Origin of the sequence: Sphingomonas sp. (assembly GCF_041661825.1) — a bacterium.
Taxonomy (GTDB): Bacteria; Pseudomonadota; Alphaproteobacteria; order Sphingomonadales; family Sphingomonadaceae; genus Sphingomonas.
Genome location: NZ_JBAZTU010000003.1, coordinates 633,986 through 649,708, shown reverse-complemented (window position 1 = coordinate 649,708; position 15,723 = coordinate 633,986). Strand labels below are relative to the sequence as shown.

The following is a 15,723-nucleotide window of genomic DNA, read 5'->3' as shown; positions in this document are numbered from 1 at the left end:
CTCTTCGGCTATTGGTTGCGAGTGGCGGCGGCGCCGGCGGCATCGCGCGCGTCGCGGTCGCGCTGTCGGACGAGGCCGGCATAGTTGGCCGACAGGTTCGCCTGGTTGAGCGCTGCCATATAGCTTTGGCGCATCTGCGCGCGCTGGCGCAGCACCTCGTCCCGCAGGTCGCGCAGTTGCTCGATGCCTTTGGACAGGATCCGGGTCTGGCAGATCGTGGCGCTATTGCCGTCCGCAGCGCCCGCAGCGCTCGCGCCGCGCTCGGCATTGCTCACCGCGAAGTCAATCGTGCGCGTAAGGTCGTTGAGCATCTGATAGGCGAGGGTGAGTGCGACCAGTTCGTCGGTGTCGCCAATGACCGAGTTCACCACGCCCTGACGCACGCCCCATTCCAACATGCGATAGACTGGCAGGGTCCGCACATTGGCGACAAACTGCCGCTCCTCGGCTGACAGCGCAGCGCGCGTGCGAATCTTGGTAGCGATCGACTCCATTCGCTCACGCGCCAGGATCAATGCCCCGCGCCCGGTCCCATCCTGCGCGCAATCGGCGCCGGTCGGGGGAATGTTCAGCGCTCGCTTCTGGACTCGACCTGTCAGGAAATCCTGGGGGCTCTCCGTATCCTGCGCTGGGCATTGCGGGATCGCGGTGAACAGCGGCACCTTATCCGTCGGATCCCAGCGCATATAAACGTCACCGACCCTGGCGCGCATCACGCTTGCCCAGTCGCCCGCTCCGACCCGCGTCGCCGCATGGCTCAAAAGCGAGCCGGTACGGAAGATCTCGGTGACCTCGGCCGGGCAATTGGTCAGCGCGTCGCGCAGATCCTCGGTCGGATTGTTGTTGTTGGCCTGTATTTTCTCGCGAGAGTTCTGGTAGCTCTTGGCGAAGCCTTGCTTGACCGATTTGTAACCGGTCATCTCCTCGATAATACCCGACATATTGTCGTCGCCCTTGGCGATCTGAACCATGCGGTTGGCGAGGCGGCAGTCATTGACCTGGATCGAGTTCAGGAAGTTGGTCGCCGCTTCCATCTTCGAGATGATGTTCCCCATCTTCTCGTCGAGCGTCTCGAGCAGATACTGGAACGCGACCGCAGGCGCGGCCTGCAGAATGCTCTCGAGCTTCTGCACGAGATAGTCCGGGTCCAGGAACGACATGCCGCCCAGGAACATGTCGATGCCGCCGCAGCCGGCTTTCACCTTGGGAAGCGTCAACGACATCAGATAGTCGTTATGGACATCGACCCGGCCCGACATGCCGCCTGCGGTCACATAACCGCGCGTCTGGTCCTCGAAACTGCCCGGACTGGTATAGGTGACATTGTCGAACCAGCTCTCGGCCCAGCTCTGCGCGCTCGCTGGCGCGGCATTCGCAGCCGTCGCAAGGATCAGGCCCGAGAGGAAAAGGCGGACGCGGGTGGGGGCTGGGAACATGGCGGGCTCCTGTTGAAATCAAAGGGAAGGAGAGGTGCTGCGCCCGCCATTGCTCAGCGCCTCCCTTGTGATTGTGCCGGCATGCCGACGATGCCGGTGAATTTGGACATGGCGCGCACCCCCACTGCGGGCCGCACGCCGGTCAACATCTTCGCCGCGAGATAGAGGTTGCGCGCAAGGTTGGCGCTGTGATCGGTGCCGATCGCGATCGGCACCACGCGCCCCGCGTCGGCGATCGGGCGCGCCCAGGAAACCGGATGCCCGACCCAGGGCAGACCGAGCCGCCCCGATCGGATCATCGCCTCTTGCGCGCTGATCGTCCGAACCTGCCAGCCATAACGTGCTCCAAGCGCCGTGAGCTTGGTCCAGAGATCGCCGCAGGGAACGCATCCCGGTGTGGTGGTCATCTCGATGACGAACGCCGGACCCTGACCGCGCAGCGTGGCGTTGAAGTCATCTGGGAAGTCGCGCGTCATCGGGACCCGCGACAACCAGGCCCGCATGCTATTGTTTTCTGCGACCGGATGGATCGCGGCGCGCATCGCCTGCTCGCGCGTGACGGACTGCGCGGTGGCTGCGGATCCGGTAGCGATCACCAGGCCGGGGATGCCGATCAGGACGACAAGCCGGATCACCGCTTCGGCTCCAGGCTGGCATCGACGAGATCGCCGCCCAAGGCTCGCGGATCGGTCGCCGAAACCGGGCCGTTGCCGAGCGCATCGAAGAAGCCGTCATCCTCGCCGGGACCGGTCATGAACTGCTCGGGGCGTATGTCGCCGCGCAGCAGCCGCACCGCCTGATAGGCCATCTGCGCGAGATTGGGATAAGCCTCGACGCCGCTCGCGATCACCATGCGCTGCGCGCTGCCGCGCCGGATGACCATCGTGGTCGGCGTGATTTCAACGCCGAACCGCTGCCCGACCTCAGGTCGTTTGCCGACGTCCATCAGCGTGACCTGCCAGCCCATCTCTTCCTGGAAGCGCTGGACGATCGGCCATTGGACACGGCAATAGCCGCAGGTCGAACGCGAGAACATGACGAGCGCGAATTCGTTGGCATGTGCGCGCAAATAGCCGCGGCGGATCGCATCCTTCTGCGCCGTGAGTTCCGATCGCGCGTCACCAACCATTGGGTTCGCGGATTTCGAATTGAGCTCGGGGTGCTGGAGCATTGCGATCTGGGTCACACCCGCAAACGCCCGCGCCTTGCGCCGCGCGAAGTCCTGCAGCCGCCAGAAGTCGGAGACCGCATCGACAGTCAGCACCGTGGCGGCATAGTCGCGCTGCTGCTCGATCAGCTTGCGGATCTTGGGCGGCGTCCAGGTCGCAAGCTCGGCCATCGGCGGGATGACGGGCTTGGCCAGTGCTTCTGGATCCTCGGCCGCAGGCGGCGGAGCCTTGGGCGCCTCGTACCACCAATAGCCTTGCTTCAGTTTCGCCGGATCGCCGGAGCTTTGCGCGAACGCCGTTGCCGGCAGCAACAGGCTGGTGGCAATCGCCGCGGCGCCGAGCATGACGCGGCGGCTCACAGCAGCCGCTCCATCCGGGTTAGCCGGCTGATCGGGACCAGGCCGAAATAGCGGCTGTCGAACCCACGGGGGTGGTGCGATCCGATATAGACCATGCCGCGCGGGATCACGCCGCTCCACTGGAAATGCTCGAGCTTGAGGCCGTGAATCCCAAAGGGAAGGCTGACGCCGAGCAGCACGCCATTGCAGAAAAAATGAGCGTCCCAGGATTTGGGCGCACCGACCGACGGTGTTTCGATCAGTGTCAGCCGCTCGCCCGGCATGCAAAGCGCGTGCTTGGTGACGCTGACCGGCTTGGGTCCGGCGATCGGATGGTGGAGCGTGAACATCACATAGTCGCCCTTCGCGATCGGCCCCGGCGCCTTGCGGACGGCCCAGGCGCCGATCGAGGGGCTCATCACTAGGCTGATCTGGGGCAGGACAATCGCCGCGAGCAGCGCCACGGGCAGGACGATCGCAAGCGCGCGCCACAAACGCGCAGGCCGTGCCGGCTCGCCCAGGCCCTGTGCTCCGAGCGCGACCGCAGCCTTGCCCGGCAGGCGCCGGAGCCGCGGCCACAGGCCAAGGACGGCGTTAACGAGCGCCCAAAAGAGCCTGAGCATCGCGCACCTCCTTGTCGCCGCCCAATCGGGCATATTCTTCCAACAGACCCGGGAGTGCGCTGTCGCCATAGACGACATGAGATGCTCTCGGGCTCTCATCCTCGCGCTCGCAATAGGCCTGGGTCGGATCTCCCGGGACCATGGCCAGCGCGGGTACGCGGGCGACCCCGTGCTGCCGAAACACGATCGGGTCGACGATGAGCTGGACGTTGCGCATCGCGCAGGACGGCCCCTCGCACCCTGGATCGATCCGGAGAATCTCGGCCGACAGCTTCGCCATCGGCCCAACCTTGTGCAGACCACCCGGCATGCCGCGAAAGGCGAGGACGCCATGCACGCGTTCGAGTTGCGCGGCGTAGGTTCGCAGGATCGGCACGGGTATCGACGATGAGACGAACAGCACCGGCACCCACGCTTTGATCGTGGGGGAGGGCGCCGCCTTGGCCACCGCCTCCATTTCGCCGGGCTCGAGTCCGAGCGCTTGCCGCAGTCGCTTCGCCTGCGCCTCGCGTTCGGCAGCCATCCGCGCTTCGCCGGCAGCGAGAGCGGCGCGGGCGCGTGCGTCGATCGCGGGCGTGGGAAGCCGACTGCGGAGCCCCTCGAAGGCACGCCGACGCTCTGCCTCGCTGGGGCCAGGCGGCAGCTTGGGGTCCGGCACATCAGCGCGCCCCTCCTTGGCGCGCGTGACAGCGCCTTTTACCCGTTCCATCGCCGCGTCGCCCTGGTCCTGGATGCGCTCTCGCGCTGAATCCTGGGCGAGCGCCGCGGTCGCGATGGCCAGCCCGGCCAGGGCGAGGGCGCTACTCGCCGACCGCCTTGAGATACGCATCGACGCGCTCCTTCATATCGATCTGGATATCGGACTGGGCGCGGGCCTCGATGTCCGCATAATATTCGGAGAGGTCCATCTTGCTGAAATCCAGCGCCTGGAACTCTTCGGGCGTGAAGCCCCGGCATATCGGCTTTTTGGGCGTGCCCCACAGATTGCCGTTGAACGCCTTCAATTGCGGGCGGCCCTGCTCCTGAATGATGCGGCCGAGCTTGGTGTTGAAGCAGCAATGGCCGCGCGCCTTCTGCAGGCAGATGCCGAGGAAACTCGAGGTGCAGTAGCTGCCGACCTCATGGCACATGCCCGAGCCGCGCAGCATGCCGACTTCCATGTCCTGTTGGTCGCAGCCCTGGAGCAGCACCTCGATCATGAAATTGATCGCGAGGCTGATCGCGATCGAGGTTGGATCAAGGCCGATGATCAGGGCATTGGCGCCGGCATTCGCTGCCTGACCCGCGGTGGCCCCAGCACGGAACGCTGTAAAGGCCGCGCTCATGCCGGTGAAGACGCCCTTGGCGACCGCGATCTTGGTGCCGATCGAACCGATCGACGATCCCATGCCGTCCTTGACGATCTTGCCCTTATCCTTGCAGCAGTTCGAGAGGGTCGTGCTGAGCCCGGGGGGCCGACAGCGCATCGCGCGGCCGCTGAATATCTCGATCGTACCCAGGCAGTTGCCGTCGGCATCGACCGGGCCGTCAGGCGCCGTGCCAGGATCTTCGATCGGAGGCTCCTCGACGACCGGGTTACTCGCGACATCGGCGCAGGCATGGGGCGAGCAGGTCGCGCCGCCATTCTTGGGCAGGCAGGCGAACTGGGACCCGAGCGGGCAGCTATAATCGCCGGAAGGGGCCGCCACGCAGGCGGTCTCCTCGAGCGGGCATTGATACTGGCCGCTCGAGGTGATGGTGCAATAGGCCATCTCGCCGGCGTCGGCTGCGTCGCCATTGCCGTTGAGATCGGCGGCGCACATCTGCTGTGCGGAAGCCGGCTGTGCCTGGCACGCCGCGACCAAGGCGCAGCCGAACAGCACAGCATGTGCCGCACCGCGTGGCAAAAGGAGCCACCGCGCGATCATCGCACCGTCCCCGTGCAGACAAGGTCCGCGCCGCCGAGGCGCACGGTCTGCATCATCACGACCGCCTCGGGAAAATCGTCGAGACAGCCGCAAGCCGAGACGATCTCCTCGCCAGGGCCGGTCGGACAGACATTGTCGCTCCCGCAAGCATGATAGAAGCTGTCGTAGGCGGTCGGATTGTTCTGCTGGCTGCCGACGACGCCGGCCGGCGCCGCGGCGGTGTTCACGCGAGGGGCGCGGGTCTTGCAGATGGGCTCGCACGCCGGCACGCTGCCACGATCGGGCAGGCTGAATGGCCGCGTCGATTCCGCGAAGCTGCCATCCCCCTGCCGCGCGCGGTCAGCCAGCATCGTCTCGGTCGAATGGTCGATGATATAGGCGCCGCGGCTCGTGTCCGGTTTCGGCAGCGATGCGCTGTCGATCGCGCATCGATAGGTCCGGTCCTTTTGGAAAAAGTCCCGCGTGAGGGATACCGGACAGGCCTCGGTACCGAGGAGGCGTGTCTGGCGCAGCGGACGCAAGCCCGTGCTGATGCCGTTGCGGAAAGTCTGGACACCATCGACCATCTCGGTGTCGACGCGGCATTTAGGATCGGCCGCGATCGCACCGCACTGGTCGACCAGCTGCTCGACCGTTCGGCAGCTGTCATCGACGTCGACATGGACCTGCGCCATGCCCTCGCCGCCCTCGCCGACGGCCACACGCAGCCAGATCTCATGATCGCCAGGGGTGAGCCAGGGCTTCAGATCCAGATTGGGATAGACGTAGAAGGTCTTCTTCTTCTCACATCCACCGGGCGGGAAGCCGGTCGACGTCCATGGCGTCGGGCCGGAGGCGACGAGCGTCCCGTCGATCCGGACCTGCCCCCAATCGTCCGCGAAATACTCCGCGAGCCGTGCATCGACGATGCGGTCGGAATCGCCGACATGCAGCGTCATCTTGAAGTCGAACAGGCGGCAGCTTCCGCCGGAAAGGCTGTTGTCACTCGGCGAGCCCAGATAGAAGTCGACCGCCTTGCCGCTCTTGATCGTCGAATAGCCGCCGCTCGTCCGGGTGATGATATCGTCGATGCCGGATTTGACGACCGTCACTTGCCGTTCGACCGTGCAGTGCCGGAGTTGCTGCGCGGTCCCGAGGCCGACCGGAGAGCCGGATAGCGACTGGAACACCTGGTTGCTGGACGCCGCTGCGAATGCATCGCCCGCGAGCGCGCCGGGGTTGGCGCGATAAGCGGTCTGGGCAAGCGAGGGGTCGCTCGTGCAGGCGGTCGACTGGGCGCCGACATAGCGGATCGACGGGCCGTCGATCACCGCCTGCGCGACACCGATGCGCGGATCGGCCGTGGTGAGCGCGCCGATCATCCCGCCGCCCAGATCCCCGAGCACCGAGGCCATGTTGCCCCAAGCGAGATTGGTCCCGCAGCTATTGTTGATGCAGTAGCAACCGGCGAGCTGCGGCATGTCGACCTGGGTGAGCTTCAGGTTGCGCGCCGTATCCATGTCCCAGCGAAAATAGTTGCACTGGTTCCAGGTGCCGGGCTGGCAGGAGATCACGCCGTTCGCGCAAATGCCCGAGACCGGCACCGGCAGGTTGATGCGGCTATCAACCGTGCCATCGAAGTCGGTGTCCCGCGCGATCTGAACTGAGGCCAGGTCGCCGGAGGAGGCCGGTTGGACCAGCACCTCCATCAGCGTCGCCGTCTTCTGACAGGCCAGATTGGGTGTGAAGGTCTTGCTGCTGTCGACCGTCTTGATCGGCTGCCCCGAAAGCCCCGGCGTGACATAGTTGCGCTGTAGAGCCTCGCTGTCGCCGGACTTGGCGCGCGCGGCATCGGCCGCTGTCCGCGCGCGCTCCTCCATCGTCTGGGCGAGCGCGGGCGGCGCTGAAAAGAGGGTGACCAGCGCGGTCGCGGTAACGGTCCAGACCAGGGGGAGCAGCCCGGACCGCCAGGGGAGCGTGACGACCGCGCTGGCCGTGGGTGGAGCGACGCCGCGGGGGGACGTCGGCGTCGCTCCCGCCTCGCGTGCGCGCCAGCGGCCGTCAGGGCCTTGGCGGGCAGACCTCCGGTAATTGCCGGCGGCGTGCGCGAGACGTTCTTGAAAGGGAGGGGGGGAAAGCGACCCGTTCATGGCACCGGAATCCCGGCGCAGCAGATCACCTTTTCGAAAAGCATGAACTGGGCGTTGTCCTTGCCGGGTGCGTGCTTGCCACTCGTCCAGAGCGCACCGGGCCGACCGATATTGACGCACTTGCCGCCCTTGACCGGCTCCATCAGCTGGAGCTTGTAGCGCGACTTGGTCCAGATCGGGCTGGGCTTGAACGAGCAGCCATCGGACGAGCTGATGGTGAGCGCGCCGAGGCGCCCCATCATGAATGTGCCGCGCGCCGCGAGCCCCGCCCAGGCCTCGACCGAGTCATCGAAATGAATGTCGCCGGCGATCGGATAGGTCGCGCCCCAGGAGCCCATGCACCAGAAGAGCGGATCGATGACCTTGCCGGCCGCAGCTGCCGCGCTGTCGCCCATACACGCCAGGCCGGCGGCAGGATTGCCGAACAATATGCCCTCGGGCTGGATGATCGCGCCCAATGTGCCCGATTGCCACGTCGGTAGAATCTCGGTGATCAGCGCGACATCGAACCCGTCATCTTCCAGGCATGGAAGATCGGTGAACATGTCGAGCATCGCCCAGACCGGCGAGATGTAATAGTGCATTTGCGCGAACATCTTGCGCGTGTTCGTTCCATCAGCGATCGAGGATTGGCTGCCCTGGAGCTTGCCGCCCGTCGGCATGAGATCGGCGCCGAGTGCCATCATGCACCCTGGCTCCGTCACCACGTCGACCATGCGGTTGGGCGACCAGTAGGAGACCTTCACGCCGAACCAGAACTGGACCCCTTTGCGGCATGCGCAGAGCGGTTTCGACGCCGATTGCGCATCCAGCGCCTTGTCGAGCTTGTCGAAGCTGCCGATCCGGACGCCGCCGACGGTGATCGGAAAGATGCACGTCCAGCGCACCTTGGTTATGGGATTGAAGACACTGCTCTCGCATTTCGACGCATGCGCCTGGCTTGGCCAGGCGAGCGTCGCGACCAGGCCGATCGCAAGCCCGATGAGGAAGATTTGACAGCGCCGGATCATCGAACCGCTCCTATGAGGTTGCTCGGCAGCCGGCGGCTTCGCGGGCCAAATTCGGTCAACACGAGCTTCTGGCCAGCTTGGGCGACGACGACGGGCGCGACGGTCAACCCGAGGCGCTCCTTGACCCTTTCCTCCAGGATGTAGATCGCGCGGCCAGTCTTCTCGGTGAGCGCGATCGGGTCGCCGCTATCGCCGCCAAGTGCGGTCAGCAGGATGAAGTCGGTCGGCCGTGCGGTCCGGAGCGCCCAGCCCAGGTCGCGCGGATGAACGACCACGAGCCGCTGCGGCAGTTTGACGAAGGTCAGCGGATTGAAGGTGAAGCCCTTGGGGTAGAGCGTCTTGCCGTTGGGCAGGCGAATGTCGAAATCGAGCGTGTAGAAGGGCACGACGGTCCGCACCCGATCCGACGTCGCGGGCGCAAGCGCTGCGGCCTTGAGGGCGCTCCATTTCTCGCGTGGACCGAATGCCTTCGACATATCGCGCGGCAACGTCGCGACCTTGGCTTCTATTTCGGTCAGCGCGTCGGGCTCGACGATTGGCCAGGTTCTGCCGATCGTGCTGCGATCCATGCCGGAGGTTTCGGCGCGGGCGGCAAAAGCCAGCGCGCCGGCGCCGATCAGCAGCAGCACGACAGTCGCGGCCTGCCCAAGAACGACCAATTTGGCGCTGGACGGGATGAGAGGATCAGCGGCCACGGCGGCGCCTCCAGTCGGTGGGAGGAGGATCGGGGAACCCGACGAGCGCGCCGATGAGCGATGCGCCGGAGACGAAGCTGACTAGGCTGACGACCACGCGCAGATGGCTCGCGACGCCCGGCTCGAGCATCAGCAGGAATGTCTGCACGAACAGCAGAAGGGAGCCGCCGACGACGAGACGCACGGCTCCGGGTGAGGGATTGTCATCAAGGAGGCCGTTCATGACGCCCTCCATTGTTTGAAGCGGGTGAGCAGCCGCGCGCTCCACGCGGACAGACCGAGCAGCAGCAGTCCGCTGACAAAGCAGGAGGCGGCCACCAATATGGCGGCGCGCAGGACCAGCATCGCGGGTTGGGCGAGGACAATGCCGGCCGCTGCGACGAGCACCCCCATCATCAGTGTTTCAATTGCGACCAGGCGGAACTTCCAGAGGACGGACTCCGCCTCGCAGCGCGCAGCAACCCGCGCTTCGATCACCCGTTCAAGCTCGAGATCGGCCGTCAGATCGAGCGGCAATTGATCGGGGTGGGAAGGGTTGGCGCGGCGCATCACGGTCACTCCGCTGCCGCCAGACGGACCGGATCCGGCAACCCGAGGATCTCGGCGGGATCGACGCCTGCGAGGCGGCAGACCGCTTCGAGCGGCGACAGACCCAGCCCGATCAGGGACTCGAAGGCTGCGACCTCATCGGGCGCAGACGTATTGATCCAGTAGGAGAAGGGATCGACGACGAGCCGGGCGATGCCCAGGCCCAGTGGGGAGTCGATGAAGACCTCGCTATAGTTCGGCTTGGAGTTGCGGACCGATTTCAGGAGGTCGAGAACGAACCCCGAATAGTCGAGGATCTTGTTCTCGACCGCGCGATCATAGGTCGAGCCCTGCAGCAGGAACCGGGTCGCCGCATTTTCGAGGATCACCTGTCCGGTGCCGCCAAACAGAGTCAGGTCGTTCATCGATTGCAGCACGATGCCGAACGAACCGCGATATTTGCGCGCGCGCCGATAGCCTTGGCCGAAAGCCTCGGCGAGGCGGCTCAGGTCCTGTCCCTCGGTCCGCGTCATGAACTGCGCGGCTTCATCGCACAGCACGAAGCGCGGCCGATCACGGGCGGAGAGATAGAGCTCCTGGGTGACGGCATTGACCACCACCATGACGATCACATTGAAGAGATCGGGCATCGCCTTAAGCCGTTCGAGCTCAAGTACGACGAACTCGTCCGATCTGATGTCGAGCGTCGAGGGGCCGTTGAAATAATGGCCATAGGCGCCGTCCGAGCCGAAATCCCGCAAGTTGAAGGCAAGCTCGCGGGCTACGGGTATGAGGTGCTCGACCCGGTCGAGGTCGCTTCCAGTTTGCGCCGGATAGGTGCCGAGCCATTCGCGCACCGAGTCGATGCCATGATCGGCACGGCCAGTGTCGATCGTCCACTGGACGGCCGATTTCAGCAAATTCCATTCGGAAGTCGAGACACCCTTGCGCGTCGAGGCATTGGCCATCTCGGCGACGATCGCCACCGCCATGGTAATCGCCGACTGCTTGTCGTCACCGTCCAGCGCCAGGCCCATATCGAACGGATTGAGGACCAGTTGCTCCTCGCCGATATCGATATAGCGGCCGGAACAGAGCGTGCAGAGTTTCCGGTAGCTACCGCCGATATCGATGATGCGGATGAGCGCGCCACAGGCATAATATTGCTGGCAGAGATTATTGAGGAGGAAGCTCTTGCCCGCTCCGGACTCCGCCGAGACGATGAAATTATAATTGTTGATACGCGGATCGAAGAGATCAAGCGTGATGAGCTGACCTTTGCGGCCCGTGTAGAGCAATGCCGGCCGGCCGCCGCCGCGAAAGTCGGTCTGGATCGGCGCCAGCAGAACAGCCGCCTTGACCGGCATGCGGAAGTCGCGCTCGAGCATGCGCAGCGTCGTGCGGTCGGGATACAGCCCGAACGGCAGGCTCATCGGGAGCAGGGTTGGATTGAGATAGCTCTCCTCCTGCATCGAGAAGGGCAGTGGTTCGCTCTCCCACAGACGCTTTGCGCGGGCGGCGAGCTCGCGCGCATGGGCGCGGTCACGACCGAACACCCAAACCATCGGGATGACGCGGACGAACTTCGAGTTGCCCGCCTCATCGAGAATCCAGCCGATCTCCTCGATCTGCTTGCCGACCTCGACCGCGAAGGAGCCCGCAGCCTTCTGCGCAGAAAGGATCTGCGCGCGTTTGTGGATCTCGAACTGTGAATGGTCGAACAGGATGTTGAGCGTGTAGAGGAACGGACCGCCGATCTGGTCGCTGTCTTCCGCCGAGCCGCGCATCCCGCCCAGAAGGCGGTTCGCGCGCTCGGCAGTGATGCGCCGCGCGGGTGCCTTGGGCGTCAGGCAGCGCGCGACCTGGTTGCCGAGAAAGACCTCCGGTCCCTCGAACAGGAGGTCGGGGCCAGCGTCGATGATCTGCTTGGCGAGCGTCGGCGCGCCGATCGTCGCGCCATCGGCGAACACGCCGGGTGCTGATTGCGTCACACCATTGAAAATGCGGCGGTAGAAGGAGATCATCTCCTCGGGTTCGAGCCGGCGAATACCGAGCTTGGCGAGCTGCTCCTCGACCTGGCGCCGAAGATCCTCGCCGAGGGGGCGCCGGGTCTTGATCGACAGCAGCGTGCGAAAGTTTCGCACAGGGATGCCGTGCAGGGCCTTCAGGCCATGTCGGCCCTGGCTCAGATATTCGCGGGTGCGCCGCGCGGACGCCTGGATGAGGGGGTCGTCGCGGGTTTTGAGATCGAGAAACGCGTCGAGCGCGTCGTCGATCAGCGGGTCGGCGAAGGTGTGGAGTTGGAGGACCGTGCCGTCCGGGAAATTGACGTTCAGCAGGCCCTGCAGCGCACCCTGAACATGCGCGAACATGTACGCCGTCGGCACGATTTCCCACGCATGGCCCCATGTATCGTCGATGCAGAGGAACGCCTCGCTCTCCGCGTCCCAGGCGACGAGCGGCAGGTAATCGGAATAGGCGTCGCGGCGGACCGCATTGCGCAGGCGAGAATAAGAGAGCCCGCGGCCTCGCTTGGAGCCAGGCGCGCTCATCGCCGCGGCTCCGTCGTGGACGCGATCGGGGATTCAGGCGTATCGCCGCCTGCCGTCGCGGCTGTGGGCTCCTGGACCTGGCCAAGGATCGGCGCTTTTGCCGCCTGGCTCGACGGTGCGACCAGAGTCCCTCCGACCACCCAGACGGGCTTGTCCATGATGGAATAGACGTAGCGTGGCATATAGAGCCGATCCGGCCGCTGGCGATCGGCATAAGGCAGGATCAACGTCCGGACGGTCCGCGCAGGTTTGAGCATCGGCGTCACAGGGGCGTCGATCAGGCCTTTCAGCTCCTGATAGACGCTGTCGCGATAGGTGCCGTAGACACTTGGAGACCCGGCGCGATCGCCGCGCTGACCGCGCTTTGCTGCGGTCTGGTCGTGCAGCATTTTGCGGTCGTTGGTGACCGCCGGATCGGATTTGGACGCGACACCGGCGACCGCGTCCTCATAGGCCTTCTCGGGGTGGATGCACTGGCCGTGATCATCATTCTTGCACGAGAACTTCTCGCTATAGGGCGACATGAGCGATCCCATGGTCGCGCAGCCGGAGAGCAACAGTCCTGCTCCACAGGCGAATGTGAGCGCTCCACCGCGTATGACATGCTTGGACATTGCTGGTGCTCCTTGGAGGATGGTCGGTCGGCGCATCAGAACTTGGCTCCCACCGAAGGCTTGATCTCGAGGGCGACGCCCTCCTGGATGACGACCACCACGTCCTTGGCGGCGCCCACCTCGACGACAGGCCCCGCTTGACGGGCGAGATCGAGATAGAAATCGGTCAGCTTGTCAGATGAGCGCGAGAGACCTCCCGCGATGCCAGTCTTCGCCGCATCGCCCGCATCGAGCGTGCGCACGCTGCCGAGCGCCGAGGTGGAGACATTGCCGAACGTGCCCTCGACCGATTGGGCGATGCCCGCGATCGTGCCGGCGATGAATGAGCGCGCGAGCGTCGCCCCGGCGCGGGTCACCACCTTGCCGGACAGACCCTTCTTGCCGTCGGCATCGACGAAGAAGCCCTTGATCGGTTGATCGACGACCGCATGCTCATCGAAGTCGACGCAGGAGATCGAGACGAGCTGAATCTCGACCCGCTCCTTCGCCAGGCTGCCGGTCGCATTGCCGATGACGAAACATCCCGACAAATTGGCTTTGACGTCATTGGGCAGTACGGCGGGGGCTTGCACACGCGCGATGATCGGTTCCGGATTGCTGGTCGCATCGCGGCTGGCGAGCGCGTCGATCCCGGTCAGCAGCCTCGCTTTCATGAAACCAGGTGGCAAATAGATCGTCCGATTGGCTTTTTTTGATCGTGCCCCGCCGGCCGCGCCTCCCTCCGCCGCGACCGCGTTCGTGGCCGCGCCGATCGCGCCTACCTGGCGCTCGGTCGGCGGCGCGGGCGGCGCCGGAGGCGCTGCCGGAGCGGCGGGCGGCGGGGGCAGGGAGTCGCCCTCGGTTTTTGCTTCCGGGGGTGCCGGCGGATAGGCAGGCGCCTCTCCGGGCAGGGCCGGCGGCAATCCCGCATCCGCGCCATGATCGCCGACACCAGCGTTGGCGTCGGGCGTGACGCGGCCCTGCTCGATAGCGGTCACGCGGTCGCCGAGCAGGGACTGCCCGTCGAGGATCTTCTGGAGGTCGCCGCGCATCTTGACCTCGAGGCTGTCGCCGCGAAGGCCTGCCCCCATGTCGAGCTTGGACGCTTCAGGGGTCTTTGCCAGCTCCTGCGTGCCGCTCGAACTCGCAGTATAGAGGCCGAAGCCGAGCACCGCGATCGTGGCGACGACGCCTGCCTGCTTCGCGCGCAGCTTCTGGTCCGATGTGAGCCGTGCCCATTGCGTCCGCAGGTCGAGCAGGGCCGGACGATCGCCGGCCTCGTCGAGCGATGCGTCCATGCCGGACGGCGCTCCGGGCAGCGGTGCCGCGCCGGGCGTGGCGGGATCAGCCGGGCCGGTCATTGCGTCACACTCCGCCGCACGACGATCAGCCGCGCGCTGTCGCCCTGGCCCAGCGCGAGCCTGTCGATCGTCACAGCGAAAATGTCGGGTCCGAGCGCACTGTCGAGGAACGCACGCTCGTCGAGCGCAACCTGCGCGCTCGTGCGAACCAGATACTCGCTTGCCGAGAGCCCGGCGCCTTCGATATCGAGCCGCCGGCGCTCGGTCAGGGTGACGGTCGGCAGATCAGCGATTGTCAGCGGATTCCGGCCTGGGGCCACTTCCGAGAAGGAAGCGGGCACGCGATCCTGCAGCAGTGCGAGGACGATGCCGACCGCGCGCTCCTCCTCGACCAGCGGGCCCAGCAGTGCATCATTGGCGCGTGCCCGCTGGGACGCTCCGGGGACAAGCGTCACGGTCTGCGCGGGGATGTCCGACGGTTCGGCGTAAAGCGGATAGATCGCGCCATTGCACGAGACGAAGAATTCCGATGGCGTCGTCACGAACGTGCGGGTCTTTGCGCCCATGTCGTCGGTCTCGAGCACCAGGAACTTGACCCAGGCGTCAGAGCCGCCGCGCTCGACGGCGAGGCCCTTCTCGGCCGAGAATTTCACATCGTCGATATCGCCGCCGACGCAGACGATATGATTGACGTCGTGGTTGGACAGCCGGATGCGGCTGGTCTGGTCGGGGAGGGCCGCGACCGACTGGGCGAGTGCCGGCGTTGTGGTGGTGAATACCGCCAGGGCACAGGCAAGCCTCGAGCTTCTACCGAATCTCGGCACTGAAATTCTCCTCCTGAAGGGCGGTCAGCCAGAAGCGGCCATTGTCGATCGCGAAGCGGATGCGCAGGTTGCCGCGGAACTTGCGGATGACGCCGCCGATGACGCGGACCTTCTCGACGGGCACGACGATCTCGGTGTCGGTGTAGGTGACCGGCTGATCGCCACGGATGTACGTTGCGATCGACAGCGTCGGATTGCTGTCGAGTTCGTCAAGAAGCCGGTTCAGGCTGTCGCGCAGGCCATTATAGGCGCTCGGATGGACAAGGCTCAGCAGCTCCTGAAACTGGCGATCGGCCGAATAGGCCGAGTAGGTGCCGGCCAGGCTGACGATGTTCCGCGTGATGGTCCGCAGATATGTCGTCGAGGGCTTGTTGCCGGTGACATAGAGGTCGCCGCCCGCACCGAACGGGACGATCACGGTGCGCTGGTTCTGGTTCGACGTGTAGACGACGGTGCCGAGCACTGCGGTGATCCCGAAGAGCCCCGCGATCGCGAACTTCAGGAGCCGGTTCTCCTCGAAGAGATTGGCCGAGCCCTGAAGATAGCGGTGAAGATGCCAGCTCGGCCGGGTGTCGCCGATCATGTCGGCATCGACTTTGCGTCTGAATGGATGCCCCA

The 15,723-nt window shown here is 65.3% G+C and carries 16 protein-coding genes; all 16 read right to left on the bottom strand.

Annotation, left to right across the window (positions count from 1 at the left end; genetic code table 11):
• Positions 1–8: 8 nt before the first annotated feature.
• Complete coding sequence (locus WC729_RS15965; RefSeq protein ID WP_372854492.1) at positions 9–1,436, bottom strand: conjugal transfer protein TraH; 1,428 nt, start codon at positions 1,434–1,436, stop codon at positions 9–11.
• Between the two features lie 53 nt (positions 1,437–1,489).
• Positions 1,490–2,071, bottom strand: coding sequence for a hypothetical protein (locus WC729_RS15960; protein ID WP_372854490.1), 582 nt, complete (start codon positions 2,069–2,071; stop codon positions 1,490–1,492).
• The gene (locus tag WC729_RS15955; RefSeq protein WP_188065568.1) at positions 2,068–2,949 is read right to left on the bottom strand and encodes a conjugal transfer protein TraF; all 882 of its coding nucleotides are present in this window, start codon (positions 2,947–2,949) and stop codon (positions 2,068–2,070) included. The genes WC729_RS15960 and WC729_RS15955 overlap by 4 nt, the downstream gene beginning before the upstream one ends.
• Before the next feature lie 11 nt (positions 2,950–2,960).
• Positions 2,961–3,566, bottom strand: coding sequence for a S26 family signal peptidase (locus WC729_RS15950; protein ID WP_372854488.1), 606 nt, complete (start codon positions 3,564–3,566; stop codon positions 2,961–2,963).
• Positions 3,538–4,395, bottom strand: coding sequence for a type-F conjugative transfer system pilin assembly protein TrbC (locus WC729_RS15945; RefSeq protein WP_372854486.1), 858 nt, complete (start codon positions 4,393–4,395; stop codon positions 3,538–3,540). Before WC729_RS15945 ends, WC729_RS15950 begins: the two co-directional genes overlap by 29 nt.
• On the bottom strand, positions 4,367–5,473 hold the full coding sequence (traN, locus tag WC729_RS15940; RefSeq protein WP_372854484.1) for a conjugal transfer protein TraN: 1,107 nt from the start codon (positions 5,471–5,473) through the stop codon (positions 4,367–4,369). The genes WC729_RS15945 and traN overlap by 29 nt, the downstream gene beginning before the upstream one ends.
• Positions 5,470–7,332: a hypothetical protein gene (locus WC729_RS15935; RefSeq protein WP_372855470.1), complete on the bottom strand. Its 1,863-nt coding sequence runs from the start codon at positions 7,330–7,332 to the stop codon at positions 5,470–5,472. Before WC729_RS15935 ends, traN begins: the two co-directional genes overlap by 4 nt.
• Positions 7,333–7,598: 266 nt before the next feature.
• Positions 7,599–8,612: a TraU family protein gene (locus WC729_RS15930; RefSeq protein ID WP_372854482.1), complete on the bottom strand. Its 1,014-nt coding sequence runs from the start codon at positions 8,610–8,612 to the stop codon at positions 7,599–7,601.
• Positions 8,609–9,307 carry a conjugal transfer protein TraW gene (locus tag WC729_RS15925; protein WP_372854480.1) on the bottom strand — a complete coding sequence of 233 codons (699 nt, stop codon included), beginning with the start codon at positions 9,305–9,307 and terminating at the stop codon, positions 8,609–8,611. Before WC729_RS15925 ends, WC729_RS15930 begins: the two co-directional genes overlap by 4 nt.
• The gene (locus WC729_RS15920) at positions 9,297–9,530 is read right to left on the bottom strand and encodes a hypothetical protein (RefSeq protein WP_372854478.1); all 234 of its coding nucleotides are present in this window, start codon (positions 9,528–9,530) and stop codon (positions 9,297–9,299) included. Before WC729_RS15920 ends, WC729_RS15925 begins: the two co-directional genes overlap by 11 nt.
• Entirely contained in the window at positions 9,527–9,856 is a 330-nt protein-coding gene (locus WC729_RS15915; RefSeq protein WP_372854476.1) for a hypothetical protein, read from the bottom strand. Before WC729_RS15915 ends, WC729_RS15920 begins: the two co-directional genes overlap by 4 nt.
• Positions 9,857–9,861: 5 nt before the next feature.
• Positions 9,862–12,387, bottom strand: a complete 2,526-nt coding sequence (locus WC729_RS15910; RefSeq protein ID WP_372854474.1) for a TraC family protein — start codon at positions 12,385–12,387, stop codon at positions 9,862–9,864.
• A complete protein-coding gene (locus WC729_RS15905) occupies positions 12,384–13,001 on the bottom strand; it encodes a TraV family lipoprotein (protein WP_372854472.1) in 618 nt (205 codons plus the stop codon). The genes WC729_RS15910 and WC729_RS15905 overlap by 4 nt, the downstream gene beginning before the upstream one ends.
• A 35-nt stretch (positions 13,002–13,036) precedes the next feature.
• Entirely contained in the window at positions 13,037–14,341 is a 1,305-nt protein-coding gene (locus tag WC729_RS15900; RefSeq protein ID WP_372854470.1) for a TraB/VirB10 family protein, read from the bottom strand.
• The gene (locus WC729_RS15895; protein ID WP_188064346.1) at positions 14,338–15,105 is read right to left on the bottom strand and encodes a type-F conjugative transfer system secretin TraK; all 768 of its coding nucleotides are present in this window, start codon (positions 15,103–15,105) and stop codon (positions 14,338–14,340) included. Before WC729_RS15895 ends, WC729_RS15900 begins: the two co-directional genes overlap by 4 nt.
• Positions 15,089–15,688 carry a type IV conjugative transfer system protein TraE gene (locus WC729_RS15890; protein WP_223177793.1) on the bottom strand — a complete coding sequence of 200 codons (600 nt, stop codon included), beginning with the start codon at positions 15,686–15,688 and terminating at the stop codon, positions 15,089–15,091. Before WC729_RS15890 ends, WC729_RS15895 begins: the two co-directional genes overlap by 17 nt.
• Positions 15,689–15,723: the final 35 nt, after the last annotated feature.